General features: G+C 45.2%; 21 protein-coding genes. 4 read left to right on the forward strand and 17 right to left on the reverse strand.

Annotated elements, in window-relative coordinates; all coding sequences use genetic code 11:
* Positions 1 to 5: 5 nt before the first annotated feature.
* Together NSS82_RS26720 and NSS82_RS26725 are read left to right on the forward strand one after the other, a co-directional pair.
* Positions 6 to 890, forward strand: a complete 885-nt coding sequence (locus NSS82_RS26720) for a carbohydrate ABC transporter permease (protein WP_036679565.1) — start codon at positions 6 to 8, stop codon at positions 888 to 890.
* A 27-nt stretch (positions 891 to 917) separates the two neighbouring features.
* A complete protein-coding gene (locus NSS82_RS26725; RefSeq protein ID WP_081386630.1) occupies positions 918 to 1,808 on the forward strand; it encodes a carbohydrate ABC transporter permease in 891 nt (296 codons plus the stop codon).
* A gap of 91 nt (positions 1,809 to 1,899) precedes the next feature.
* Here the strand turns inward: NSS82_RS26725 and NSS82_RS26730 are convergent, their stop codons facing one another.
* The 10 genes from NSS82_RS26730 to nifB all read right to left on the reverse strand — a co-directional run bounded on the left by NSS82_RS26730 (position 1,900) and on the right by nifB (position 12,833).
* Positions 1,900 to 3,030 carry a homocitrate synthase/isopropylmalate synthase family protein gene (locus NSS82_RS26730; protein WP_076272771.1) on the reverse strand — a complete coding sequence of 377 codons (1,131 nt, stop codon included), beginning with the start codon at positions 3,028 to 3,030 and terminating at the stop codon, positions 1,900 to 1,902.
* A complete protein-coding gene (locus NSS82_RS26735) occupies positions 3,027 to 3,779 on the reverse strand; it encodes a HesA/MoeB/ThiF family protein (RefSeq protein ID WP_038573088.1) in 753 nt (250 codons plus the stop codon). The genes NSS82_RS26730 and NSS82_RS26735 overlap by 4 nt, the downstream gene beginning before the upstream one ends.
* A 38-nt stretch (positions 3,780 to 3,817) precedes the next feature.
* Positions 3,818 to 4,384: a DUF269 domain-containing protein gene (locus NSS82_RS26740; protein WP_076103660.1), complete on the reverse strand. Its 567-nt coding sequence runs from the start codon at positions 4,382 to 4,384 to the stop codon at positions 3,818 to 3,820.
* Positions 4,368 to 4,772, reverse strand: coding sequence for a NifB/NifX family molybdenum-iron cluster-binding protein (locus NSS82_RS26745; RefSeq protein ID WP_036679578.1), 405 nt, complete (start codon positions 4,770 to 4,772; stop codon positions 4,368 to 4,370). Before NSS82_RS26745 ends, NSS82_RS26740 begins: the two co-directional genes overlap by 17 nt.
* On the reverse strand, positions 4,738 to 6,075 hold the full coding sequence (gene nifN, locus NSS82_RS26750; RefSeq protein WP_038573090.1) for a nitrogenase iron-molybdenum cofactor biosynthesis protein NifN: 1,338 nt from the start codon (positions 6,073 to 6,075) through the stop codon (positions 4,738 to 4,740). The genes NSS82_RS26745 and nifN overlap by 35 nt, the downstream gene beginning before the upstream one ends.
* The gene (gene nifE, locus NSS82_RS26755) at positions 6,065 to 7,429 is read right to left on the reverse strand and encodes a nitrogenase iron-molybdenum cofactor biosynthesis protein NifE (RefSeq protein WP_038573091.1); all 1,365 of its coding nucleotides are present in this window, start codon (positions 7,427 to 7,429) and stop codon (positions 6,065 to 6,067) included. Before nifE ends, nifN begins: the two co-directional genes overlap by 11 nt.
* Positions 7,430 to 7,506: 77 nt before the next feature.
* Positions 7,507 to 9,048, reverse strand: coding sequence for a nitrogenase molybdenum-iron protein subunit beta (nifK, locus tag NSS82_RS26760; protein WP_076103662.1), 1,542 nt, complete (start codon positions 9,046 to 9,048; stop codon positions 7,507 to 7,509).
* Positions 9,045 to 10,508 (reverse strand): nitrogenase molybdenum-iron protein alpha chain, encoded by a 1,464-nt coding sequence (nifD, locus tag NSS82_RS26765; protein ID WP_036679590.1) that lies wholly within the window; start codon positions 10,506 to 10,508, stop codon positions 9,045 to 9,047. Before nifD ends, nifK begins: the two co-directional genes overlap by 4 nt.
* Positions 10,509 to 10,583: 75 nt before the next feature.
* Complete coding sequence (gene nifH, locus NSS82_RS26770) at positions 10,584 to 11,453, reverse strand: nitrogenase iron protein (protein ID WP_235219430.1); 870 nt, start codon at positions 11,451 to 11,453, stop codon at positions 10,584 to 10,586.
* A gap of 3 nt (positions 11,454 to 11,456) precedes the next feature.
* Positions 11,457 to 12,833, reverse strand: coding sequence for a nitrogenase cofactor biosynthesis protein NifB (gene nifB, locus NSS82_RS26775; RefSeq protein ID WP_076099475.1), 1,377 nt, complete (start codon positions 12,831 to 12,833; stop codon positions 11,457 to 11,459).
* 662 nt (positions 12,834 to 13,495) lie between these two features.
* Between nifB and NSS82_RS26780 the strand changes: the two genes are divergently transcribed.
* The gene (locus tag NSS82_RS26780) at positions 13,496 to 14,323 is read left to right on the forward strand and encodes a TerC family protein (protein ID WP_036679597.1); all 828 of its coding nucleotides are present in this window, start codon (positions 13,496 to 13,498) and stop codon (positions 14,321 to 14,323) included.
* 78 nt (positions 14,324 to 14,401) lie between these two features.
* Here NSS82_RS26780 and NSS82_RS26785 read toward each other — a convergent pair whose 3' ends face one another.
* The 6 genes from NSS82_RS26785 to NSS82_RS26810 form a co-directional block, all read right to left on the reverse strand.
* Entirely contained in the window at positions 14,402 to 16,054 is a 1,653-nt protein-coding gene (locus tag NSS82_RS26785) for a response regulator transcription factor (protein WP_339814934.1), read from the reverse strand.
* Positions 16,041 to 17,804, reverse strand: a complete 1,764-nt coding sequence (locus NSS82_RS26790) for a sensor histidine kinase (protein ID WP_076099477.1) — start codon at positions 17,802 to 17,804, stop codon at positions 16,041 to 16,043. The genes NSS82_RS26785 and NSS82_RS26790 overlap by 14 nt, the downstream gene beginning before the upstream one ends.
* Positions 17,805 to 17,887: 83 nt before the next feature.
* On the reverse strand, positions 17,888 to 18,775 hold the full coding sequence (locus NSS82_RS26795) for a carbohydrate ABC transporter permease (protein ID WP_076272769.1): 888 nt from the start codon (positions 18,773 to 18,775) through the stop codon (positions 17,888 to 17,890).
* A 19-nt stretch (positions 18,776 to 18,794) separates the two neighbouring features.
* Positions 18,795 to 19,700 (reverse strand): ABC transporter permease, encoded by a 906-nt coding sequence (locus tag NSS82_RS26800; protein WP_036679607.1) that lies wholly within the window; start codon positions 19,698 to 19,700, stop codon positions 18,795 to 18,797.
* A 183-nt stretch (positions 19,701 to 19,883) separates the two neighbouring features.
* On the reverse strand, positions 19,884 to 21,536 hold the full coding sequence (locus NSS82_RS26805; protein ID WP_076099479.1) for an extracellular solute-binding protein: 1,653 nt from the start codon (positions 21,534 to 21,536) through the stop codon (positions 19,884 to 19,886).
* A 707-nt stretch (positions 21,537 to 22,243) separates the two neighbouring features.
* Entirely contained in the window at positions 22,244 to 24,616 is a 2,373-nt protein-coding gene (locus tag NSS82_RS26810) for a YcdB/YcdC domain-containing protein (protein ID WP_076272768.1), read from the reverse strand.
* Positions 24,617 to 24,777: 161 nt separating this feature from the next.
* Between NSS82_RS26810 and NSS82_RS26815 the strand changes: the two genes are divergently transcribed.
* Positions 24,778 to 25,725, forward strand: a complete 948-nt coding sequence (locus tag NSS82_RS26815) for a serine hydrolase domain-containing protein (protein WP_038574807.1) — start codon at positions 24,778 to 24,780, stop codon at positions 25,723 to 25,725.
* 148 nt (positions 25,726 to 25,873) lie between these two features.
* Here NSS82_RS26815 and NSS82_RS26820 read toward each other — a convergent pair whose 3' ends face one another.
* The gene (locus NSS82_RS26820) at positions 25,874 to 26,650 is read right to left on the reverse strand and encodes a Cof-type HAD-IIB family hydrolase (protein WP_076272767.1); all 777 of its coding nucleotides are present in this window, start codon (positions 26,648 to 26,650) and stop codon (positions 25,874 to 25,876) included.
* Between the last annotated feature and the right edge of the window lie 33 nt (positions 26,651 to 26,683).

Below are 26,683 nucleotides of genomic sequence, written 5' to 3' on the forward strand. Positions count from 1 at the left end.
TTTCCATGCACAGAGTGTTAAGCGACAAAAAAGCGATATTCTTACTCATCGCACCTGGACTGTTCCTATTTGCTTTTATGATCTGCATCCCTATCTTCATGAGCGCTTATTACGGTTCTACGGATTGGGGCGGAATCGGCAAATACAATTTCATCGGCTTTGATAACTACCGTGAAATTCTATTTCATGACAAAGTGTTCTGGAGATCGCTAGTCAATGCCCTGCTCCTGACCGCCGCCACTGTATTTTTACAACATCCCTTTGCCATTCTCATGGGGATATTCCTAACCAATTCCGGCAAATACGAAAAAATATTCCGGACGATCTTTTTTATCCCCGCTGTAATTTCCGTCGTCGTTACAGCCAAGCTGTGGACCGGAATTTTCCATCCAAACTACGGACTGCTCAACAAGCTGCTAAGCGGAGTTGGATTGGATGCACTTACGCATGATTGGCTCGGTGATCCAAAGACGGCCATCTGGTGCATCATCATTGTTGTTATGTGGCAAGGCTTTGGGTATGCACTGCTGCTGTATTATTCAGGTCTGCAAGGCATTCCGGAAGATTTAAGCGAAGCCGCAAGAATCGACGGCGCCAACAACTTCACCCTCTACACGCGTATCATCATTCCGCTGCTTTCGCCGATGATGCGGGTTGCCATCATCATTGCCGTCACCACCTGCCTTAAGCAAATGGAAACCGTATTCTTAATGACCAACGGTGGCCCTGCAAATAGCACACAGTTCCTAGGGAACTATCTGTACAAAACTGCCTTCTCATCATCGCTATACGGTTATGGTAATGCCATTTCGATTCTGTTTATTGTGTTCTGCCTGATCCTAACCGTTATCCTCAACAAGATTTTAAAGAAAGATATCGGAGAATTTTAAAGAAACCCTGTAACCGGAGGAAATCCTATGAATAATTCCTTATCGCCTACCGCTTCACCCCCTAAGCTAAACCTTCACAAACAAGAACGCAGAAAGCCTACAACGGGCAAAATCCTAATGATGGTGTTCCTGTGTATCATCGCGTTGATTCAGTTATTTCCGCTTATTTGGTTGATCGATTATTCCCTGCTCAAGAGCGGTGAGTTCTTTGGAAGCTCATTTCTGAAATGGCCCTCTCCACCCCAGTGGGAGAACTATCGAAACGCTTTTACCTACGGGCGTGTGCCACGTTATTTTGCCAACAGTCTTATCATTACAGTGATTACTGTTATGCTCTCTGCGCTGGTGTCCCTGATGATGGGATATGCGTTTACCCGGATGAAATGGAAGCTAAGTGGCATCGTCCTCTCTCTAATCATGTTAGGCATGATCATTCCCATTCACGCCACATTGCTGCCAAACTTCATTCTGTTTAACAAGCTTGGGATGCTGAACAATATGTACACATTGATTTTGCCTTACTCAGCCATTGTCATCCCCATGAGTGTCCTGATTATGACCGGGTTCCTGGAGACCATCCCACGGGCTATTGAAGAGTCCGCCGTTATTGATGGCAGTGGCATTTACGGGTTAATCTTCCGTATCATCCTGCCCATCACCAAACCGGCGCTGGCAACCATCTGTGTGCTCAACTTCATCAGCACGTGGAATGAATTCATTATGGCGAACACCTTCCTCACCTCGGAAGATCTTAAGACGATTCCCTTCTCCATTATGAAATTCACTGGTGAGTATTCATCCAACTATGGTGCACAGTTCGCGGTTATGACGATCATCGCCATCCCAACCATCCTGATCTACCTGCTCTTCACAGAACAGATGACCAAGGGAATTACCGCCGGGGCGGTTAAGGGCTAACACAATAAACTTAATCATAACAACATAAAAAAGCTGACAAGACAGGTTTCTTACCCGTCTTGTCAGCCTTTATTCATTCTTATTATATCCCTTACGGTCGTTGCCAATCCTCCCTCAGCCATTCAACCAAGAGGAGCTCTGGCACATTCACTTTATTAACTTCGGCATAGTCTCTCACCCGTTCAAGCAAACGTCCCGCGGTTCCCTCACTAACCTCTAAACCATGTGCGTTCAGAACATGCATGATTCCACCACTTCCGGAATGTTTACCTAACACAAAATGATGTGCTCTCCCCACCTCAGTGGGATCAAAGGTCTGGTAGGTGGCTGTTTCTTTCAACAAACCGTCAACATGTATCCCAGATTCATGTGTGAAGGCGAGTGATCCGACGATTGGTTTGGCATCGCCGACACTTCGGCCCGAGGCTGCGATCACCCTATCCGCCACCCCCTTCAGACACTCTGGACGCACGCTGCTCTCCCCGCCATAAAGATAACGCCAAGCCATCACTACTTCTTCCAATGCTGCATTCCCGGTGCGTTCACCAATCCCTGCCACCGTAGTGCTTGCCCAGACCGCACCCGCGGCAATACCGCTAAGTGTGTTTGCAGCCGCAAGACCAAAATCATTGTGGCAGTGTACCTCAAGCTCTACATCTGCAGGAACAGCACTAAGTAATGTGCTTACCCGCTCTGCCATTTGACCCGGATGATGAGCAGATACCGTATCTGCATAACGGAACCAACGAATGCCTTCTTTATATAATGTATTTACCAGTTCAACCAAGTACTCCATACTCGCCCTTGAAGAGTCCTCCATCCCCACCGACACAGTCATTCTTAGCCGTTGACCATATTCCGTCGCATGCAGTAATCTTGTCAGACCTTTGGCAGGTGTTAAACCTAGCTTACCTTGTAATTGAATTTCCGAGACAGGGATCGATACATGACTCCAGTTCACACCCGTCGCCCACGCTTTGTCGATATCACTTTCCAAGGCCCGATTCCAGGTCATCATCTTCATAGGAAGACCTAAATCAGCGATAGCCGCAATATCTTCTTGCTCTTGCTTGCCCATGGCAGGAATTCCTACCTCTGCTTGCTCCACTCCGCATTCCGACAGCAACCTTGCGATTTCCAGCTTTTCTTCCCTCGTGAATGAAACTCCAGCCGCCTGTTCACCATCCCTAAGTGTCGTGTCACATAGCCTGAGACTTTTCACGGTTTACCTTCCTCTCCGCAGCAAGTGCAATTCGGATTACGGGTAATATGGACGCTGTAACAGGCGAAGTCGAGTGAATTGAAGCGATGCATTACGCCCGCATAAGTCGTCCCTACCCTTGTAACCCATTTTACGGCTTCCAACGCAGCCAGACAACCCGCAATTCCGGAGGTTGCTCCCAATACTGGAAAGCCAAACGGTTCCCATTCTGGATTCACATCCGGATAAAGACACTCTAAGCAAGGGGTTTCACCAGGTATAACCGTTGTTAGTGAAATCTCAAATCCATACATCGCCGCCTCTACCATTGGCGTGCCGGTTTCTACACATAGGCGGTTCAACGCATATCTTTCCGGAAAATCATACCGTGCATCAATCACTATATTGGCTTGCTCTACCCAAGGTTTTGCCATATTGTATTCAATCTTCGAATTATATCCTTCAATTTCAACATTTGGATTCAGACGTTTTAGCTGCTGAATTGCTGTGCTCATCCTTTCCATACCCAAATGATCACTGTCCATCAAAATCTGTCGATTTAAATCTGGAGGCACAATGTTTCCTTCATGCGCCAAGATCAGCTTGCCGATTCCGGCAGCAGCTAGATAAAGTGCGGCAGTGCCTCCAAGCCCACCAATTCCAGCAATCATCACTGTAGCTTCTTTTAGCGCTTTCTGCCCGCCTTCTCCAAGCAGCTTCAATTGGCGAGCGTATCGTTCCAGTTCGGTGCCGCCTACAAGCTGCTCCATTTTGCTCCCTCCCTGTGGCTGAGCTGCATCATTGGAATCTAACCCTCCAGACCATCCGTTCCATAGAGAGCTGTCATTTCATTAAATTTATCCATAAAGGCTAACCCTTCTTCCACACAAGCAACGCCGTAGCGAATTACTTTCTCCTCAGAGGTAAAAGGAAACGGAAAACCTGCTCTCAAGCTTTTTAACACAAGAATAATCCGATCACTATATAAAAGAGCACGCCCAAATCCTTCCCCATTTATTTCAGAAGAGCTTTGAACCAGAACCCCACTTTTCTCCTCGATCACGCCCGCCACCGCCTGAAACAAGAGAGGAACCTGCAAACGGACCTTTGGAGAAACCGCGCAGTTAAAATCAGATTTGTTCTTGTCTTCAGGGGAAGCGAGAAACAATCGTTCGATCTTCTTCTGTGGTGAAAGAGAAGCATGCCTTCCAAAAAAGTCTTCTGTATCAAGCAATTGACACAACCGGCGTATGAGCATCTCTGCTATATCTTTATCCAGCTTTTTCTCCGTGGTTCGACAACGACGTTTTAATACTGCCGCTTCCGGAGCAACCCGGCCCATTAATGCAGAACTCTCATTAGCTATGGGATCCATCTACACTCGCCCCTTCCGCTTCATTTTCAGCATGTAATACCTTGGCTAGCCACATCGGTGGTTTGCCCTGTAGCATTTCAACAATCCGCTTCACTTGCTCATCAATAGGACTGCCTGGCGGAACCTTTACCGGCATAATTTTACGACGTGTGACTCTTGCCGCTGCTGAGGCTCCAATCTGCATGATGAATATTAGCGTGCAATCCTCTACCACCTCCAGACGACTCTCTATTTTGCCTGCTTCATCCTGATTGAGAATCGTTGGCAGTTTACGAAGGCCTATAAGCTCCCCGCCACCTTTGGTAACTTTATAAATTGCGAACATCGGACTCTGCCCAAAATGGGCATTCACTCTAATTCCATCCTCTGTAGCGAATGCTACTTTCACGATGTTCCTCCTCCCTTCGCATTAACAGATTCGCCGCTTTATTCGTCCACTCCATCGCTCCCCGATACCCTACAGAGGTGGCCATATAAGCACCAAGCTCATTCCAAACGGGAAATCCAGCCGCCATAAAAGCAGCATCTAACCGCGCCGCTCCATTTATCCCATGTGAGTTACCGATCCATAAATCTGCACCTTTGCCCAAAAGCTCAACATCATCCAGATCACCGACCCATACCTCTCGTTCCATCTCAACCACCAAAGGAGTTTCATAGGAGGTGACCAGGGCCTTTTGCTCCACCCCCAGCTCTTCGAGCCAAGAAGATACGGTATACAAATGATCTGGCTCCAGCGCGACAAGTGCAGACATCCCCGCAAATTGAAAATGAGCATCCAGCATGCTATCCAATAAATTCTCCCGTTGCCAGCAATAACGAAGCTGTACCGGCTCCCCGCTAATTTGATGCAGGAATTGCAAAATATCATCCGTTGCTTTAAGCCCCATCGCACTCTCGAATACTTTGTAGGGAGTTCCCAGCGCATTATGCAGTCTTCTAGCTGGACGCTCCATACTTCCGCCGATGGCAATGGTTAGACCCGAATGCAAGCTTTGCAGCATCGAATCTAGAGGCACCCCACCTCTTGTCAGCGGTGAAAATCCTGTCAGCAGATGCCCAGACAAAGAGGTCGAAATATCAGGTAGAGCGATTACCTCAAAACCGAAGGAGGATATCATTTCTTTCAGCTCCATCACATCACCCGGCGTCAGAAACGATCCCGGCAAGAGGGTAATCTGACGTGTATTTACACTCCTTGAACCCCGATGGCCTACCTGCTGAATCATCTCATCAAGCATCGCCTCCACGGTAGAGCTGAACCCCGATTCCAATGAACCACGAAAGTCTGGTAAGGTGACGGAAAAAGCAAGCCCACCCCGCATGTTCCGCTCCCTTTTATAGGTCTTGAGCATGGATTGATAATCCACTCCTGCCACATCCGTCAGCTCAGTCCCAATAATGCCTATAATGTCTGGTCGGTGTTTACTGAGTATGGTATTTAGAGCTTCCTCTAAATTACGATTCGCATCAAAGATTACATCCATCTCCTGCAAAGCAGAGGTCTGTACGGCTATAGGCTCACGAAAATGCCGGGTAAGCAGTGCCTTCGGAAATGCGGAACAACCTTGCGCACCATGCACAATAGGCAATGCCTTGTAGCAACCCTGAAATGCCAGTACGGAACCAAGGGATTGGCCTATTTTCATTGGATTAACCGAAGTCGGTTTACTCCTTTTGTTAACGGTCATAGGAAGGTTCCTCCTTATCCCAGGGAGCGGCACTGGCAGCCAGCTTCCAGATTGGATTAGCAAGAGAATACGTCAGCTCCTTTGCCAGCCTTAGTAAACCTTCGTAACCAGCATAGGCCTTGTGTCTTTCTTGATTAATATCGATAAACGGAATCTGCTCTTTCATTGCCACATACATATTCCGTCCGCCAGCAATCATAATATCTGCCTTACGATCCCGGACGGTTTTGATAATTCGGCTTGCCCCGCCCTCCGGGATATATTCGGTGTCATCACCAACACGATCCGCTATACGCCGTACATCATCTTCCGTGCTTTTGTTCGTGCCTACACCTACCACCTGAACGCCTAACTCCTTCAGTGCGGAAATAATCGACCAGCTTTTTACTCCACCCGTATAGAGAACTGCTTTCTTTCCTTTAAGCAGCTTGCGGTAGGGCCGCAGCTCCTGAATCAGTCTGTTTTCCTCTCGTTCCGTCAACCGATCCACACGCCGCTCCATCTCACGGTCATTCAGCAAATAAGCCATTTGACGTAAGGAATAAGTTGTCTCTTTGGCCCCATAGAAGGAGCCTTCGAAATAGGGAATGTGGTATCTTGCCTCCATTTCTTTTGCCAGACCTAACAATGCACGGCTGCACACAACCATATTCACTTTTGCATGATGTGCCCATGTAATTTCCTTATATCTTGCATCCCCTGTAATTCTGGACATTAGCGTAATTCCAACACTCTTCATTAATTTCTCGATATCCCACATTTCACCCGCGATATTGTACTCTCCAATCAAATTCACACCTAAAGGAATCTCAATCTCTGGTTCACCTGTGCCAATGACATATTGTAGCAGCGCTTCACCAGCCAGCCGATTTCCAAGATTCTTACTGCCTACGAATCCAGGGCTGTTCACGGGGATCACAGGAAGCCCCAATCTGCCTGCCGCTTCCTTGCATACCGCATCCAAATCCTCGCCAATCAATGCTGTCACACAGGTCGCATATACAAATATTGCCGGAGGCATAAAGCGCCCGGCAATATAGTCAATGCTATCTTTAAGTTTCTTTTCTCCGCCAAAAATAATGTCGTTATCGTTGAGATCTGTAGTAAATCCGTATTGTGAAAGTGATGGCCCGCTTGACAAAGCCCCTCTACTTTCCCAGCTATTCCCGGCACAAGCAGCCGGCCCATGGACGAGATGCGCAGCATCCATGATCGGCAGCAGCGTGATTTGGGCTCCGTCGAAGGAGCAGCCCCCAGCCGCTTCGCCCGGCTTGGGGCGTGGACATGGCTTCGATTTCGGAGTTAAGCTCCCGCAAGCTTGCGCGTCGAATACATCGTTTCTGATGGACTCCATCGTACCACCTCCCGTAACTGAATACTCCTTACTCTTAAAATGCTCAATTATTCAGTGTCACTACGATAAATATTGGACTAACGAACAAGATCGTGGTTGAAGCCAGATGAATCCTCATCCAACCCCTGCAGGATTGTATTTACTATAGTAGTTAACAAGTTCAAGGCACCTTGATAACCGATAATCGGATAACGATGCAGATGATGGCGGTCAAAAACAGGGAAGCCTACACGGATCAAAGGAACGTCGGCATCTTTGGCAGCAAATTTAAGATGAGAGCTTCCAATGGCCAGATCCACAGGATCATCAATCAGCAGAGAGCGCATATGCCACAAATCATTTCCGATATGAACCGTTGTTTCTGCTCCGTAGGGACTGGCAGCAAGCAGAGCTTTCGCTTCTTCTTTAAATCCGTTTTCCCCATTGGAGCACACAATATGAATAGGCTCTATACCGACTTCCAGACAGAATTCAATCAGGCCGATCAGCAAATCCGGATCGCCAACTAAAGCCACTCGTTTGCCATGCAGATAAGGGTGGCTATCGAGTAAAGCATCCACTACCCGGCCACGTTCTTCCACAAGCTCAGGCGGAATGGGCAATCCCGTTAATTCACTGATAGACTCTATTAGCCGATCTGTCGCATTAATGCCCAGTGGAGTCGACATCGCAACGGTCTGTTGTTTCCATGTGCCGCTGATGTATTCCAACGTTTTTTTGACAGAATATTTCTGAAGTGATAGAGTTCCCAACGCATTAGCTGCTTTCGGCACATCTGCCAGCTTCGTTCCCCCATAATAATAGGAATATTCTCCTGTAGCCGGGGAATCAAAATTGCCGCTGTGGTCACCAAGGAAGGTGTAGCCTGTATCAAACGCGGCAAGGATTTTTCGAATTTCCGCAAAATTCCCCGTATAAGGCTCAAACCCTAAAATGACATTCAGCTTCTCTCCAGTTCCCTCTCCACTGCCAGGGGTAGCTTCAATCCCAGAGCGGATGAACAAGGTACTGAGGATGGACTTTAACATGGAATCGTAACCTGTAATATGTGATCCGGAAAAACTTGGTGTGTTGGCGTAGGGTACAGGAATTTCTTTCGAAATTGCACCCTTCTGGCGGGCATTGGATATAAAAGCCTGCAGATCATCCCCTATAACCTCAGCCATACATGTAGTGGATACAGCTATCATCTCTGGCTTATAGAGCGCCACACTATTTTCAAGACCATCAATAAGATTGTTCATCCCTCCGAACACCGCACCATCTTCTGTCATAGAAGAAGAAACCGCGGGGGTTGGCTCCTTGAAATGACGGCTCAAATGACTACGAAAATACGCAGTGCAGCCTTGGGAGCCATGTATAAACGGCAGAGTTTTTTCGAATCCCAGCGCAGCCATCAAGGCTCCTAGGGGCTGGCATGCTTTATGAGGATTAACTACCAGTGAGGTGCGGGCAAAATTCTTATCCTTATATTCAGACGACTTCGAGTAGGCTAATGCTTCCGCTGTCTCTTGCTCACTGCAGGGTGCCTCGAATGCTTTTTTCCCTTCACGTTGCTTCACATAGGGTTCAGTTTGAAATAATGTATTGTAATCCGGGATCTCCAGTTTGTCCTTCATACGCCCGCCTCCTTTTTAGGGAGTGATCCTGTTTTCCCTGAATTGATCAAGCTCCACACTGGGCTGTTAATGGTCATGTCCATGTCCTTAGCAAAAATCTTAAACCCGTCATAGCCATGGTAAGGACCACTATAATCCCAAGAGTGCATTTGCCGGAAAGGAATACCCATCTTGTGATACACATATTTCTCCTTCACACCCGAGCCCATCAGATCAATATCAAGTCTTTGCGCAAGCTCTTCCAGCTCGTAAGCGGTTGGATCATCGTAGATAATAGTGCCTTCCGGCAGTTCAGGGAATGTTTTCTCGTAATCATCCTTGTGAGCGAACTCATAACCTGTGCCCACTACCTCCATACCCAGATCCTCATAAGCCCCCAGTGTATGGCGGGCACGTAATCCGCCTACCAGCAGCATGACCTTTTTACCTTCCAGCCGGGGTTTAAATTTAGAGATAATCGCCTCCATTTGTGGCGTGTATTTAGCGATGACTTTCTCGCAATTTTCCTGAATATACTCATCAAACCTTGCGGCGATGGCTCGAAGGCTTTCAGCTGTTTTGGTCGGCCCGAAAAAGTTGTATTCCAGCCAAGGAATCCCATATGCTTTCTCCATCGTCGTTACCATATAGTTCATGGAGCGATGACAGTGAATCAGATTGAGCTTCGCCTTATGCGCGATCGCCAATTCATTGATGGTTCCATCCCCAGACCACTGCGCAATAACACGCAGACCCATTTCCTCCAGTAAAATGCGTGAAGCCCAAGCGTCCCCACCGATGTTATAATCTCCGATAATATTAATATCGTAAGGACCACATTCCGCAAGCTCCTTCTTCCCCATCAGAAAATCACGGATCGCATCGTTAGCAATATGATGACCCAAGGATTGGCTAACCCCACGGAATCCTTCACAACGAACGGGAATGATCGGGAGACCTAGCTCGATAGACATTTTTTTGGACACCGCTTCAATATCGTCTCCGATTAGCCCCACAGGACACTCTGATTGGATCGAAATTCCTTTAGCCAGTGGGAACATTTCTTTAATTTCACGGCAAATGACTTCAAGCTTCTTGTCACCGCCAAATACAATATCTGTCTCCTGAAAATCACTCGTCACCTGCATAGCCGTAAAATTATCAATGCCCAGTGTTCCGTTGGCATAATTCCGTCTTGTTCCCCAGCTATATTGCCCACAACCTACAGGACCATGGCTGATATGCACCATATCCTTGATCGGGCCCCAGACCACGCCCTTCGAACCGGCATAAGCACATCCTCTTTGGGTCATAACCCCCGGACGGGACTTCATATTCGATTTGATGGCGCATTTGCCACAGTTTATTAACTCTTCATTATTGATTTCAAAATGCTTCTGACGATCCTTCCGTGCCTTTTCCGGGTAAACCTCAAGAATCTCTTCGAGCATCTTTTGGTTATCTTCGATATTCAGCCCCATTCTGAATCCTCCTCATCCCTTAGAGTGATCCGGTGAACAGCCGTCTCTCCACTCCTGTTCACCGGACGAACCTAATTATTGGCCAGATGCCTTCAGCTTTTTCAGCGCCGTCTCTTCATCCTCAATCACACCAAATTCCATGAGTAAATCCTCCAGCTCTTCCATAGAAATCGGGGTCGGGATTGTCATCATATTGTTATTCAGGATCTTTTCTGCCAAAATCTCATATTCTCTCGCTTGCTGATGATGAGGATTATATTGGGCTACGGTCATTCTTCTCAGTTCTGCATGCTGAACCACATTATTCCGCGGGACAAAATGGATCATTTGCGTATTCAAACGGCGTGCCAGCTCCATAATGAGCTCATCCTCACGGTCCGTATTACGACTGTTGCAGATCAGACCGCCCAATCTTACGCCACCGCTGTTGGCATACTTTAGAATTCCGCGCGCAATGTTATTGGCCGCATACATAGCCATCATTTCCCCGGAGCATACGATATAAATTTCCTGTGCTTTATTCTCACGGATCGGCATTGCAAATCCACCACATACCACGTCACCAAGTACGTCATAGGATACAAAATCCAATCCTTCATAAGCCCCTTGCTGCTCCAAAAAATTAATCGCTGTAATAATCCCGCGGCCGGCACAACCCACACCCGGTTCAGGTCCACCGCACTCCACATTAAGAATGTCGCCATATCCCAACTGAACTACATCCTCAAGCTCCAAATCCTCAACCGTTCCTCTTTCAGCTGCCAATTGGAGCACTGAATTCTGAGCTTTGGTGTTCAGAATCAACCGTGTGGAGTCCGCTTTAGGATCACAGCCTACGATCATTGTTTTTTGACCAAATTTAGTGGCGAGCTGCGCCAAAGTGTTCTGCGAAGTTGTGGATTTACCGATACCGCCCTTACCGTAAAAAGCTATTTGTCTCATCATTCATCATCCCTTCGAAATCGATATATTTTCAAAATAAGAGCTGATCTTCACACTTTCGAGAATCACATCCTGTATTTCACCTTTACGCACCAGAGGCAATACTCCGGCTTTATTTAAGCTGGCGCGAGGGACATCGCCAATGCCAGAGCAGAGCAATATTTGACAGTCCTGTAATATAGAAATAATTTCTTGTAGCGTGGTATTCTTATCCCCATTACAATCCGCTTTACCGTGGCAATAGGCCTGAATCTTTCGGACACCTAGCAGCTTCACGCTTACTCCATCTGTTTCATAAACCATGAACTCTGTCGCGTGGCCAAAATGTTGATTGACCTTATCCCCACCACGTGTAGCAACAGCGACTTTGGTGGTGTGCTGCCCTTGCTGGAAAGAGTTCTGCCTTAGCTCTTTGGCTTTGACACGCTGACGGATTTTGGCATCGAGTTCACGTTGAAAGAGCGCTCTAGCTTGCTCATTTATAACTGGATTTTCATCCATCTTTTCTAATATAAAATCCTGATTACGATCCTGACCTAGCAGCCCAATGGCATCAGCACGGCATTGTCGACAATGGCGCATGACCTTCATTCCTTCGCGCCCAAGCACTTCCTGCAGGTTGTGCAGTTCTTTAGGACGCGGCGCCTTGCGCCCATCCCGTTCATACTGACTTCCCGGTGCGATAATTAAAGGCGTCACATTATGCAGAGTTGCCCCGAGCGCTTTAACTGTTCGCGATACTTCAGGGAGATGATGATCATTGACCCCTGGAATCATAACGGAATTAACTTTAACAAGAATACCTTGCTGTGCCAGCAGCTCCAAACCTTGAAGCTGGCGGCTGATCAGCAGCTCCGCTGCTTCTTGTCCTTCGTACCGGACCCCTTCGTCAACAACCCATGGATAAATTTCACGGCCCACATTGGGATCAATGGCATTGATGGTGATCGTGACATGACGGATACCTAGCGCTAGTATGGCGTCTACATGCCTGTAAAGGGTCAATCCATTAGTACTCAGGCAAAGGGTAACATCAGGGATCTGCCGCTTGACTCGTTCGAACGTGTCAAAGGTTCGTTCTGGATTCGCCAGCGGATCACCCGGACCTGCAATCCCAACTACCGACAGTTGCATCAGCTGTGCGGCTACACCTTTCACTTTTCTTTCAGCTTGCTCTGGAGTTAGCACTTCACTAACTACACCAGGCCTGCTTTCATTCACACAATCGAATTTTCGGTTGCAGTAATTACATTGGATGTTACAGGCGGGAGCAACCGGGATGTGCATCCTAGCAAAAAAACGATGAGCTTCCTCGCTGTAGCAGGGATGGCGGCTGAGCTCCTCCTCTGCTTCAATGGATAACCTCGATGACGTCTGCGGCATTTCCCCACCTCCTAAAAGTTTTATGCAACATGAACTTCTAGTACTTCTTCGCAGTAAAACTCACTTCAACAGAACGACTGATGTAATTTTAGTTAACACAAACCATGTTCGATTGCTTTGATTAGTTTCATCATATTTTCATCAACCTACATCGTCAATCGAGTTTTTCCTTTTTAAGTCCTGTTTTTCCTTATGTTTGCAGTTTCGTCATATTAAATGTTAGTTTATATAACCTAAATGTATCATGTTTCCGTTTCCATTTTTATTCAATCTCTGTTGATTTCCGTTATCATGTCATGTTTCTGGCCATTTTAATGATTCTTAAAAGATAGAATCCATTTATTTCTGCAACTTTTATTGACAATGACTTTCATCTCGTATATGATCTCTTTAGGCAAGAACACATTGAATAATCTTAAAAATTTAATATATCCCGTAAAGGGGAGTAGCTGTTAAATAAAGTCGTCAATACGAGAATATGAGGATATTCTCCGGCTTTATTGGCAATTCACATTGTTAGCGAGACCTTTACCAATCAGGTTAGACCTTTATTCCAAAGGCTAATCTGTTTGGTAAAGGTCTTTTTTATATAAATTTGGTTAAAATGGTAGGGTAGATATCTTTTGGTAGATATTTGCATTCAAAAAGGGAGGACAACAGTAATGGATTGGGGATTATTATTAGAGTACGGTTGGGTATTGCTTGTTCTGGTAGCACTAGAGGGACTACTCGCCGCAGATAACGCATTGGTATTGGCAATTATGGTTAAGCACCTTCCTGATGAGGAAAGAAAAAAAGCGCTGTTTTACGGATTAGCGGGGGCCTTCGTGTTCCGATTCGGTTCGCTATTTGTCATCTCCTATCTGGTCGATATCTGGCAAGTACAAGCCATCGGCGCGATTTATTTATTATTTATCGCGGGTAATCATATTTTCCGAAAACTGTTGTTTAAGAAGCCCGTCACAGATGAAGCTGCTGAAAGCGGCACTGACGGTGCGGTCAATAAAAAGAAATCCAGCTTTTGGTTTACTGTTCTGAAGGTAGAAGTCGCTGACATCGCCTTCGCGGTCGATTCCATCCTAGCCGCAGTTGCACTCGCGGTTGCTCTTCCTGCAAGTGGTCTTCCAAAAATCGGAGGCCTCGATGGCGGACAATTCCTCGTCATCTTTGCCGGTGGATTTATCGGTCTGGTCATTATGCGTTTCGCAGCTTCCTTCTTCGTTAAGCTGCTGCATTCCCGTCCAGGACTTGAAATTGCAGCCTTCTTTATCGTAGGTTGGGTGGGTGTTAAGCTGTCAGTCATTACATTGGCGCACCCTTCACTTGGTGTTCTGTCCGAAGATTTCGCTCATAGTACCTGGTGGAAAGCCACCTTCTACGTTGTGCTCGTACTCATCGCTGTAATCGGCTGGTTTATGAGTAGCCACAAGGTTGAAGAGAATGTTGGCGAGAATCCGGTTAGAGAAGTAGACAAACAACTCGGTAAATAATCGTTAAAATACAGCCACAAACAATACCCCGTAAGATGCACCTTCTGAACAGGTGTACGTCTTTCGGGGTATTGTTATTTATCCTCGTTTTTGCTCTCGATATTCCTGCGGCGTACAGCCAACGGTTTTTTTGAAGAATCGAAAAAAATAGTGCTGATCACTAAACCCGAGCTGGCCGGAGATCTCGTGCATTTTTAGAGCAGTTCCAAGCAACAGCTCCTTACTCAGCTCCACTTTTTTCTCCAGAATATAATCAGAAATCCCCTTCCCTGTCGTTCTTTTATACCAGCGTGACAGATAGGACGGATTAAGTGAGACTTCCTGCGCAATCCGGGTTAAGGACAAATCATCGGCCAGATGGGATTTAATATATTGGTGGATCATGGACAGGATATTCGATTCATCATGTTTATAGGTAGCGCTTCTGTTCGAGATAATCCATTCAAAAAACGTGTGATAAAAAGAGATGACGTCCGACCAGTGTGTATTGATATTAAAATATAACATACGTGATAAATTCATACCGCTATGGGCTTTTTCCGTTAAACCTAACTCTTGTAAAGTCTGCAGCAGGGTGTTACTGATCCCAGACATTAATCTTAATCTCAAAAAAGGATCCTCCGGCCCACCTTCCCCCGAGAGCTCCACCCATTTGCGAAAAGATGTGCCCCAATCGAGATCACCTTCAAGCAGCCGTTGTTTTAAATAGTCGAGCAGTAGTTCTGCTGTTGCATTTCGATTATGCATAGAACCTGGACTTGGGCTCACTTCCTTGGTATTTATCCTCAGCAGCTTTTCCATCCCAAGTCCGGGGCTATCAAAAATGGCTAATCGTAAACGGTTCAAGGCATAGTTCAGCTCATGCCAATGCACTTCCTGATCACTGGCGATAATAGACACAGATAGTTGCAGACATTTGCCACAGGCTTGCTGAACGGATTCCATGGTTCCATGGACGAAACGGAGCGTTTTTAACCAGAGCTCTTCTTCCTTGATTGAGGATACACTTTCACTTTTAGGCTGAACAAAACAAGCTATCGTCCCCGGGTCCAGATCCACAGCCTTAACTTCAACTTTGTCGCTGAGCAGCTCCTCCGCAATATTGGCTACCGCATAACGAATTAAGCTCCGGTCTGAAGCGGTTTCATAATTTCGCCAAGCCTCCATTCGCAGAATAATAGGCAGGACGGGTCCATCCGCTTTGAACGGGAGCTGAATGGCGTCAAATTCAACCTGTAAGCTCTGCCGGTCTATCCGTTCAGTGCGTCTTAGAATATCGTGTAATAATTGCTGCTGTAACTGGGGCAGAGCACGCGGGAGCTTATCGCGAAGCCATTGGCTTTTATAGAAATAATCCTCTTCTGAAGATATTTTCTCCAAAGTCAGCTCCACAGCGGCACGAATTTTATCCATCCCCTCTGTCTTCAATAAATAGTCAACTACACATGGATTTCGGATCGCCTGATGGGCAAAATCGAATTCATTATGTCCTGTCAGCAGAATTACTTTACAACGCGGCCAGCGGTCGACAATTTCCTGAATTAACGCCATCCCATCCATTCCTGGCATACAGATGTCACTAAGCACAATATCTATTTTTACGGTATTAAGCCAATCTATGGCATGATCCGCTGAATGAACCTTTATGATCTCCAAATCTTTAAAATCTGCCTTTACAAAAAATTCGTACAACCCATCCAAAATATTAGGCTCATCATCAACTATCATCATTCGTTGCATCCTGCACATCCCCTTTAAGCGGTAAATTGACTCTTACACAAAGCCCGCCCAAACAACTTCTCTCTGCCTGCAAGCCATAAGGAGAACCAAATTTGATCCTCAATCTCTGATTCACATTTAATAAACCCGTGATTTCCCCCTGAATAGCATTCTGCTCGGAGAACTGGCGCTGCAAGAGATTTAACTTGTCCTCACTAAGCGAGTCACCGTTATCTTCTATTATAATAGTCAGCGTATGCTCAACTTTTTCATAACTCATTTTTAATAGGCCATTGCTGCTTTTTTGCTTAAGCCCATGCTCGAATACATTTTCAATAATGGGCTGCAGGAGGACCCGTGGGACTTTGATGTCCCGGCAATCCGCTGCAATCTCATCTACTTCAGCTCTAATTCTCGCGCCAAAACGAATCCGTTGTATAGCCAGATAGACCAAAGCATGCTCCTGCTCTTGCCGCAAAGTAACCTCCTGGGCGGAATCCCGGGTCATGTACCGAAAATATTGCCCTAAATAATCAGAGAACTCCTTGATCAGCTCTACATTTTCCACCTCAGCCATCTGTTTTATGCTAAATAGACTGTTGTAGAGAAAATGAGGTGTGATCTGCGATTGTAAATGTTTAAGCTCCGCTTCCCCTGTCCGGATACGCTGCACGTAGTTCTCATCAATTAGTGTATTTAAATGCTTAAGCATCTCATTGAAACGAGAATATAGATACCCAAACTCATCCCTGCGGGAGTGAGTAATAAAGATCCCCGTCTGCCCCTGCTCCGCTTTCTTAAACCCTCTGATAAGAATAGACATCGGTCGATGAATCATCCTGTACGTCCATAAAGAGAACAAGATAATGATCACTATCGAGACAACGAACAACAGCCACAGCAGCAATGAGTACACATGAATCGGCTTCATGAGCACCGTGTTGGGAATATTTGCGGTCAGCCTAAAGTTATTGCTGTGATCGTAGAGCGAATAATAAAAAGAGTCATCATAACGATACCGCTGCACACTTACAGTCTCTTCACTATTTAGTGGTTTCTCTATGGGGAACAACCTGGGCTTCTGGTCAGAAGTTGATATCACATAATCGTTATTGCCGAAGGCCAACGTAATATCGCTCCCCCCTGATACAGCAAATTCTTTCAAACGCAACTCAAGCTCAGGCGAGGAAAGCTTCACTCCCAGCAAAAAATTAGGTGAAAGATTGCGATCCAGGTTATAGGGATTACTGCGCAGTAAATACAACTCGTCTTCGTATTTAGATAAAGCGCCCTTAAGATTGCCCATAGTGGCCAGCAGACTTTGCCATTCCTCATTGGTGACATCCCTAACCCCCACCACAGCGCTAACCCGCTTATTAATTTCCGGTACATAATACACAACATCACTAATATAAGGACTGGTTTCTTTGATTTGTTTTAGCTTGGTGTATATATTGTTCAGATTAGAATCCACTTCGTACCGGCTCATAATTGGAATACGGGTACTGAAGGTAGCCAGCGTTTCATCCTGAGAGTACTCCGTGACTAAGCCCGTTATCCGTTGCAGCTCAAATTCAAGATGGCTATAGTAAAAATGAACCTTCGATTCGTTCGCCCTCTCCACTTCAGCTTGCATTTGGTTGGAGCTATAGTAGGTAATAGATATACTCAGCGCACAGAGTGGAAGCATGACCAATAGGAAAGCTCCGATCAGCTTGATCACAATGGAATCGGGGTTCCACCCGATGGAGAATGATTTCATTGGAATTTTCTCCCTCTTCTATCGAATAATAATAAAGAAGGAGCCATGTTCAGGCTCCTTCTTATATTTAGGTCCAGTCCAGTTTACCCCTTTACACTACCCACGACTAGTCCATGCACAAAATATCTTTGCAGGAACGGATAAATCGCCAGGATCGGAATGATAGACAAGAAGATCTGGGAGGCTTGCGTTGTACGGTCTGAGATTTGATTTAATAACGCAGCTTGTTCAAAAGTAATATTTTCAGTCTGGATCGATACCTGCTGAAGTATGGATTGTAAATAGGTGGCCAGCGGATAATGTTCCGGGCTTCTCATATAAATCATGCCATCGAACCATGCATTCCAGTGACCCACCAAAGCGAACAACGTAATGGTCGCAATACTTGGAATAGATACCGGCAGATACACACTCCATAACGTACGTAAGTGTCCTGCGCCATCCATCCATGCGGCTTCCTCCAATTCTTTTGGTAAACCTCTGAAGAAATTGAGCATAAGCAGAACATTAAAGATCGGCACCGCGCCCGGTATAACAAGCGCCCAGATGCTATCCAGCAGCCCCATTTCTTTTACAATTAAATAGCCAGGAATCAGACCCCCACTGAAGAGCATCGTAAACACAAAAACCCAGGCATACACGGTCCGTGAGCGGAAGGACTTTGCCTCTTTAGACAATGGATAAGCTACTAGAATCGTAAACAACAGGTTAACGGATACGCCAAGCACTACCCGGAGCAGACTAGTTCCGAAGGAGTGAATGAACTGGTTGTTCTGAAGGATATATTTATAGGAAGAAAGTGTGAAATCCACAGGCCAGAAGGTTACGCTACCCGCGTTAACAGCTGCGCTGGAGCTGAAGGAGATCGCCAGAATGTTCACGATCGGAAAAAGACAAAGCACTGCGAGCAAAGTCAGAAATACATAATTGCAGCGGAGAAACCAACGATAAGCAGTTGAAGTATGGTGCATTTAGTCCACTCCTTTCTCTCTAAAAAATCCGATATTTAGCAAAACGATACGCCAGATAGTAACCCAGCCCGATAAATACGAAGGAAACTACAGATTTTATCAATCCTAATGCGGTCGATACAGAGTACTGAGCATCCTGAAGACCAATTCGGTAAATCATCGTGTCCAAAATATCGCCTGATTCATACACTAGCGGATTGTACAGATTGAACACTTGGTCAAATCCCCCGTTCAGGACGTTGCCAAGACTGAGTGTAAGCATCAGGATCATAATCGGGCGAATGCCCGGAAGCGTAATATGCCAGGTCTGCTTCCATCTTCCGGCACCATCGATTACAGCAGCTTCATAAAGGGAGGAGTCAATGCTGGTTAAAGCCGCCAAATAAATGATCGTCCCGAATCCAAACTCCTTCCATTGATCTGTGATCACTAGTACGTATGGGAACCAGCTATTGTCGGCTAGAAATTGAATAGGCTGCATGCCTAGTGCTTTTAAAAGCATGTTAACAATCCCGCTGCTCGGAGACAGTACATCTACGATAATCCCGCCCAAGATAACCCATGAGAAAAAGTGCGGCATATAAATAATCGTCTGAATCGAACGTTTGAAGCCGTTTACACGAACCTCATTAAGCAATAAAGCCGCTATAACCGGCACGGTCAGCCCAGCAATAATTTTCATGACGGAGATAAATACAGTATTCCATACGACCTGTCCAAAACCGGGAAGCTCAAACAAATAACGAAAGTTTTCGAGCCCTGTCCAGTTCATATTCTTAAACCCTGAAATCGGGGAAAAATTCTGGAAGGCAATTACAAGGCCAGCCATCGGAATATAACTGAAAATAATGATCACTATTAAGGCAGGTAAAATCATTAAATGGAGCGGAATATTACGTAGAAATTGCTTAGTATTAAAGTGCATATGCTTTCTCCTCCTTGTATCTCAATTATAGAGCAGCCCCAAATTGCCTTAATAGTGTAGCGTATTGACTTTAAGTATCTTTTGTTGACCTGGTTATCGAACCGAATAGCTGTTCAGCCAAAAAAAGAACTGCCCGTTTGTCATTATCATGACTAGGGGCAGTCCTCTTCTGCGTCGTTTTTACTAGTTAGCTTTTACGATATCATTTACTTCTTTCGTAATTTGATCTCCACCGAGCTTTTTCCAGTTGGCTACGAATTTGTCGAATTCATCGATAGGAAGACTTCCGTAAATGATTTTGACAAAGGTCTCTGCACGCAGTTTATCCAAGGTAGCCGCTTTGCTGTTCATCGTTTTGGTTGGGGCATAAATGAACTCGTTCATCAACACCAAGTCATTGTCGCGGTAGTGTTTGATAACCGATTGTGAGCTAAGCGGCCCAAAGATCCGTTCCATATGCCATTTATCAAGATCTCCGCCGCGGTAGCTTTGAATATCATCATAGAATAGTTTAGCTTCAAGTCCCATGTTTGAGGTATCCCCCGATTCAAGGGCTTTTTCCACTTCATCCTGTGCCTTTACATTTTTGTTCGGTGGCAGGTTGGATACAACCGCGTTTTGGAAGCCCAGACCTGTGTCCCCGTTCAAATATTTTGCCCGTTCTGTTTTAGCGGACTCCCCAAACATTTTCTCTGCTTGGAAGTTAAGCAGCTTGATCAATGCCTCCGGATGCTCGTAGCCCTTACGGACCGCGAATACGCCACCAATTGTAAGATGGTTTTGGGTTTTGGCAGGTTGGTCATCAATAGATTGTACTGGATAAGGCACCCAGTTAACATTTTGATCTTTTTTAATCATGTCCTTTACTTGGAAAGGGGCCCATTGCGGCAAAAATAACATACCGGATTTACCAGCATTCACATCCTCCATCGCTTTGGCAAAGTCTTTTACCCCAAACTCTGGATCAATGACTCCTTCTTTATACAATCTTTGCAGCTCCGCAAGTCCAGCTTTTACCTCCGGTTGAATCGTACCATTCACAACCTCGCCATCGGCATTTTTGATCCAAGTTTCCAGGTAGGCATGGTACCCGAGAAGAAACGCATTGATTGGCAAGTCCTTGTTCAACGAAATGCCGTAAGTGTCCTGTTTGCCATTTCCGTCTGGATCTTTAAATGTAAAGTCTTCTGCAATCTTAATAATATCCTGCATGGATGTTGGTTCTGCCAGACCCAGCTTGTCCATCCAGTCTTTTCGAATCCATATCATATCAGAGGAATCCAGCGAACCCGGGAAGCTTACCATCGCCATCAGTTTTCCATCTTTCGTAACCGGCTTTAGACCTGCTCCGTCCTCTTCAGCGTAATATTCTTTCACAAGATCCGAAGCATATTTATCAAACACCCCGGTCAAATCCTCCAACATGCCAGCTTCATAAAGCTGCTCGAATTGCACCGTGGACACCTTTAACAAATCAGGTAAATCTCCGCTCGCCAAGGTAACATTCATTTTATCGTTATAGTTGGCATCAGCCACAATCCAGTCATAGGACACTTTAATCCCAAGTTCTTCCTCGTATCCTCTGGTCCAGATGTTATTGGAATGTGTATCTCCCTGCGCCAACGTCTCTTTGCCTGTTTCGTTCATCGTGGAGCGAAGTTTGATCGGCGGATCATATTTGGTTAAAGGACCGCCTTCCATTTCCGTTTGCGCACTAGTGTTTCCCTCTGCGGAACTACTACTGTCTCCACTATTATTGCTGGAGCAACCACTGAAAACTAATGATAAAACAATGGCCGATGCCATTAAAGGCAAGCCTTTAATCTTACTTTTCATCTATTGAACCTCCCTTATTTTCTATATCCTAATTGTAAGAAGAAAGCGTTAACACAGCGAGTGTGAACCGTTTACATTCGGTATCTTTTCTTTACCTATTCATGTTCGCCTAACAAAGCTTCGCTTTAGGATCACTCTGATTATCATAATACTGTGAGATTGTAAGTGTCTATGTATTGGTAATTAATTACACAAAAAGAGGCTGATCCTTATGCTATCCCTTAAGAATCTTAGCCATCAAGATTACCTATAATGAGCCGGCGGTGCATAGTGTAGGAGGATTGCGCTGAGGATTGCGCTGAGGATTGCGCTGAGGATTAAATTAAGCATTGAATTACGCGGCATTACGCGTTTAATTGTATTTAGTACACTTATAATGCATCAAATCACTCGGCCAAAGGATATAAGTGTATTTCGTACACTTATATTCTTGCTTTTCTCGCCGATAGGTGAATTCTCTAGTTTTTAGTTGCAGAGAATGCAATTAAAGATTCACATTCGCCTTTTGCACAAGAAATAGCTGTATAGAATACAGTTATTTTCCGGATTCCAGCAAGAATCGGCGCACAAAAAAATGCTGGGTGGAGACCGAAAACTGCATCTGCCAGATAGAGATGCTTCAGTCACTCCGCCGCGCTGCAAACTAAAAAGCCAGGCAGCGATTCTCCAATCGTCGGAGAATCGCTGCCTGGCTGTCTTTTTAACACTTATTGACCTATGATCTGATCAGTCTTTCCTTGCAGCTCCACTAGCTTCATGATCACCGAAGCCGCCAGCGCTTTTGTTACATTCTGCTGCGGATTAAACTTGCCGTTGTCATCCTTTAAGAGTCCCAATTTCACAACAAGAGCCACCGCCCCCTTATTGTTTATAGCTGAGCTATCACTAAACTGACTTACAGTCACATCTTTATCAAGATAAGCTGTGAGTTTATTATATTTCAAGAAATTAGCCAGATGAACAGCAAGCTGTTCCCGGGTTAACTTACTCTCTACTTGCAGACTTTCATCCTTATTGATCCATTTACGATCCGCTGCAAAAATAACAGCATCATAATATGAATTCTCTGGCTTCACGCCTGCTACAGTTTTCCGTTCATTATTATTATAATAATTGGTGAAATTTGGGCTAGAAGCTTTGGCAAGATAGGTTAACCAATCACCGACAGTTATTTCTTGATCCGGGTTCACTTTGCCATCGGCATCCGGTGTAATCACATGGTGGTTTACCAATTCTGATAATTCCCGCTCTGCTGTATGGCCTTTGATATCCGTTGCAGATAGTTGAGCATCCTGCTGACCGAGATAATCATAGACCGCAATCCATTTTCCAGTGACTGCATCCAAAACCTGATTCAATCCGTTAGATTCATCAAAGGTTGTATCATATACCAGCTTCACCTTCGGTGCGACATAGTTTCTATAAGTATTGTATCCGCCAACCTGAGTATACTTCAGCTTAGTCTGATATTTAGGTTTATAACTTTCGAGCGCTTCTTTCTTGGAAATTGTTGCATCAGGCGATAATGTGATTTCATCGATACTGCTTATCCGATTCCCCATGTAAGAAGTCAGTCTGCCGTAAAGATCCAAGCTTACCGTAATGGTGCTGCCACTCACAGGAATTCCTTGATGATATCTAATAAACTGATATCCATATCCTGATCCGTCTGAAATCAAACTCGAATTATCCCCGTATTCTACCAGCTTTAGCTTCTGGCTCGCCTGAGGATATAGACTATTAATTATACTAAGCGCTTTCACCTTCGCTTCAGCCTCACTAAGCTTCTTACCTCCAGCAGGTGCTGGCTCTTCCTTCTTCTTATCCTGAATAGCACCATAAGCTTGAACCTGGTACTGCAATACTTCACCGGTCTTTGCATCGATCTCGGCAGAGGATTGTTCTGGAAAGCCAGCACCAATGTAACGATCATTTCCATTACTGCCCCAGTATAGCTGCCAGATTTTTCGATCTGAATCCTGATAGTCATTTCTCAAGGTTTGCGAGATCAATTTACGATCTGCTGGGATATAAGCAACCTTCTCTACAAGCTGTGCTGCTTCTTTTGCAGAAAGCTCTGTACTAGAACTTCTTGCCTGAAAAACATCCTTGCTCTTCGCTACTTCTGAATACACGACTGAGGTGGATACGGATTCTTTTCCTTCATAATCTATCCGCTTGCCCGTTAATGCATCGATAGGATATAGAGACTGATCTATTGGACGCCAGCCTAGAATCCAGTTGTTAGGTTTTCCGTTCTTATAAATAGGAATGTAAAATAGGCCCACATCAAACTGTTCCGCAAATTGCTTCTGTGCTTGCTCCAAGGTAATCTTGGGCTGTGCAGACGGGTACTCAAGCCCTTGAGAAGACTTAGAGAATTGCGTTACATTTCCGTTACCATCCACAACTATGTTAATGCTGTCCGATCCAGAAGGAATACCATTCTTCAGAATACTGAAGTTATACCCATATTGAACAGGACCGAATAATGATTCCGAAAAATAACTATAACCGACATTCTCATTTAATTGCAGCTCACTGCTCTTAACTGATGAGGCTGCCTTAGCCACAAAAGTCTTGGCGATCTCCAATGCCTGAGTCTGCGATACTTTCGGTGGATAATAGGACTCGTTCTTTTCCTGCGAGAATGAGAGATAGGTATTGATGATATCACCATTAATGGCGTCTACCTCACTGCTAAAACCATATCCCATATTCCCTTCTTGAACCTGCCACTGAATATGCCAGATCATTTGATTTGCTGGTGCTGGGTAGCTTTGGTTAGATCCCAGTTGAACATTGTTTACAGTTGCATCTTTTAGGGATGGGAATAGTTCTTTTAACTTTGCAATGGCTTGCTCCTGCGTGAATTTCACTTTTGTAGGATCAGCCTCAGAGTTCGTAGTCGTAGCTGGAGCCGCTGATTGCGTACTAACCTGCGTTACGGAAGTGTTGCTGCTAACAGATATAGAATCGGCTGCGGCTAAGCCAGGGGGTAAGAGTAACGCGAGTGCAACTGAAGTGATCAATACCGTTTTAGCCGTTTGATGAACAAAAAGAGTACTATTGCTTTTCAAAAGAATTCATCCTCCTCTAACACGTGATTCATATTATTATACAGATATTTTCTTGTATTTTCCATAATTATTTAACGACAGGAAATTACGACATTTTGGTGATGTGAGCTATAATGGTAAACAGTTACTGCTATAATTCATCTAGAAAGGGGGTCACCGACATTACTGACTGGAACCTTCAGCCGCTTATTGACGGTATTACTAGCCTAGACATTCGCAGTTGTCTAATCGTTCAACATGGAGAAACCATACTGGAGCATTACCGTGATCCACAAATCGCTGCAGAGCTTGGCAAAATCAACTCGTGCACCAAAAGCGTACTTTCTGCCTTAGTTTGCATAGCCATAGATAAACTAATCATTCCACCTCCAGACACACCTATTTCTTTATTTTTTCCTTCATTAAAAGAAGATCGTGACCCACGTAAAAAAGAGATCACTATCGAACACTTATTAACGATGACCGGAGGCTTTAACTGGACAGAGTTCGGTGGGCAGAATTCTTTTCCGGCCATGACTAAAACCGCGGACTGGATAAAATACGTGCTTGCACAGCCATTAGCTCATACACCAGGAACCGTGATGACCTATAACTCAGGCTCCTCCCAGCTTTTGTCCGCAATCCTGCGTGATTGTTCTGGACAAGCGGTTGCAGAATTTGCCGAAGACCAGCTGTTTCAACCGCTTGGTATTCAAAGCTATCACTGGGAGAGCGATCCGCAAGGCATACATACCGGTGGGTTCGGACTTCATCTGAAGCCAGAGGATATGCTGAAATTCGGCTTACTTTATTTACAGGAGGGACGCTGGAAGAATCAGCAGATCCTTTTTTCGGATACAATTCAGCAATCCACTCGCCCTTACGTTGAAGCCAATCATCCGCAAAAAGGATTCTACGGCTGGCATTGGTGGGTATCCCAGTTCAATGCAGGTTCAGAGCAGCAGCCGAACGAGATCCCTTATTATTTTGCACTCGGCTTCAAAGGTCAGCATATTATTGTAGTTCCTGCTTACGAGCTGGTTGCAGTTATCACCGCGGATAAGTACAAAAAAGGCTCTCCTGCAAATGTTTTCGGCCGATTTATTGTGCCGGCTCTTCTAGGACAATAAGAACCAGGAATCACATGCAGTTCTATGTGTGGATGCCACACAATCCATAAAGCAGCCGCAGCCATAGACTGATAAAGTCTTGGGCTGTCGCTGTTTGATTTGAACGAAAGATCGTTCTCAATTTTTCATCAATTAGTTTGCTGCAAGCTTAAATGACACCAAATTTCTTTAATGCGTAGGCTATCCCGCCTTCACTTGCTTTTTTTGTAACAAAATCGGCTTTTTGTTTTAACTGTTCCGCACCGTTTCCCATCGCAATGCCCAATCCCACATACTCCAACATGTCGATATCATTTCCACCATCACCAAACGCGATAGCTTCTGACCTGCAAATATTCAGATAATCCAGCACTTGTTTAATCGCAATTGATTTAGAAACTTTTGTTTCTTCAAGCACATTCATAACGTATCCGTGAAAACGTTCGAACCGTAATTCAGGAAATCTATCTTGGAATTTTTGCGCTTCATTTTCGTCCGCATACAAGCATATACAGTAAACCTCCTCTGGCAGAGCGCTCATTTTTTCGGGATATTGTGTAAGACTCAAAGTCTCCTTTAATGCCTTCATAACGCGCTCATCCTCGGAACCCATTCCGTTCATGGTTATAAGTTCGGTGAAATAGGACATGCCATGTCCGTTTAACTCAGCAAAAGCCGAGAGTTCCCGCACGGTTTCTGTTGAAAGCATTGATTTATAGATAACGTTATCCTTACATTTGATAAGCGCACCGTTAGCAGAAATAAAGGTATCAATGCCCATAGACTTGAACTCTTCACATAAGTTATGCGGTCTCCCTGTTGCAACTACGACATTAATTCCTCTCTCTATCAACTTCTCAATTGCTTCTATCGTGCTAAGCGGGATGCTTCTATCAATTTCACTTACTAGAGTACCGTCCACATCAAAAAATACAATCTTATACATATTATGAAATAAGCCTCCCCGTTCGAACGTAAC

The organism is Paenibacillus sp. FSL H7-0735 (assembly GCF_038008505.1).
Classification (GTDB): domain Bacteria; phylum Bacillota; class Bacilli; order Paenibacillales; family Paenibacillaceae; genus Paenibacillus_AQ; species Paenibacillus_AQ odorifer.

Bases quoted from the DNA above. Each gene is read 5' to 3' on its own strand.
- NSS82_RS26720 (WP_036679565.1), top strand. From the start codon at position 6: ATGCACAGAGTGTTAAGCGACAAAAAAGCGATATTCTTACTCATCGCA.
- NSS82_RS26725 (WP_081386630.1), top strand. From the start codon at position 918: ATGAATAATTCCTTATCGCCTACCGCTTCACCCCCTAAGCTAAACCTT.
- NSS82_RS26735 (WP_038573088.1), bottom strand. From the start codon at position 3,779: ATGGAGCAGCTTGTAGGCGGCACCGAACTGGAACGATACGCTCGCCAA.
- NSS82_RS26740 (WP_076103660.1), bottom strand. From the start codon at position 4,384: ATGGATCCCATAGCTAATGAGAGTTCTGCATTAATGGGCCGGGTTGCT.
- nifN (WP_038573090.1), bottom strand. From the start codon at position 6,075: ATGACCGTTAACAAAAGGAGTAAACCGACTTCGGTTAATCCAATGAAA.
- nifE (WP_038573091.1), bottom strand. From the start codon at position 7,429: ATGGAGTCCATCAGAAACGATGTATTCGACGCGCAAGCTTGCGGGAGC.
- nifK (WP_076103662.1), bottom strand. From the start codon at position 9,048: ATGAAGGACAAACTGGAGATCCCGGATTACAATACATTATTTCAAACT.
- nifD (WP_036679590.1), bottom strand. From the start codon at position 10,508: ATGGGGCTGAATATCGAAGATAACCAAAAGATGCTCGAAGAGATTCTT.
- nifH (WP_235219430.1), bottom strand. From the start codon at position 11,453: ATGATGAGACAAATAGCTTTTTACGGTAAGGGCGGTATCGGTAAATCC.
- nifB (WP_076099475.1), bottom strand. From the start codon at position 12,833: ATGCCGCAGACGTCATCGAGGTTATCCATTGAAGCAGAGGAGGAGCTC.
- NSS82_RS26780 (WP_036679597.1), top strand. From the start codon at position 13,496: ATGGATTGGGGATTATTATTAGAGTACGGTTGGGTATTGCTTGTTCTG.
- NSS82_RS26785 (WP_339814934.1), bottom strand. From the start codon at position 16,054: ATGATGATAGTTGATGATGAGCCTAATATTTTGGATGGGTTGTACGAA.
- NSS82_RS26790 (WP_076099477.1), bottom strand. From the start codon at position 17,804: ATGAAATCATTCTCCATCGGGTGGAACCCCGATTCCATTGTGATCAAG.
- NSS82_RS26795 (WP_076272769.1), bottom strand. From the start codon at position 18,775: ATGCACCATACTTCAACTGCTTATCGTTGGTTTCTCCGCTGCAATTAT.
- NSS82_RS26800 (WP_036679607.1), bottom strand. From the start codon at position 19,700: ATGCACTTTAATACTAAGCAATTTCTACGTAATATTCCGCTCCATTTA.
- NSS82_RS26805 (WP_076099479.1), bottom strand. From the start codon at position 21,536: ATGAAAAGTAAGATTAAAGGCTTGCCTTTAATGGCATCGGCCATTGTT.
- NSS82_RS26820 (WP_076272767.1), bottom strand. From the start codon at position 26,650: ATGTATAAGATTGTATTTTTTGATGTGGACGGTACTCTAGTAAGTGAA.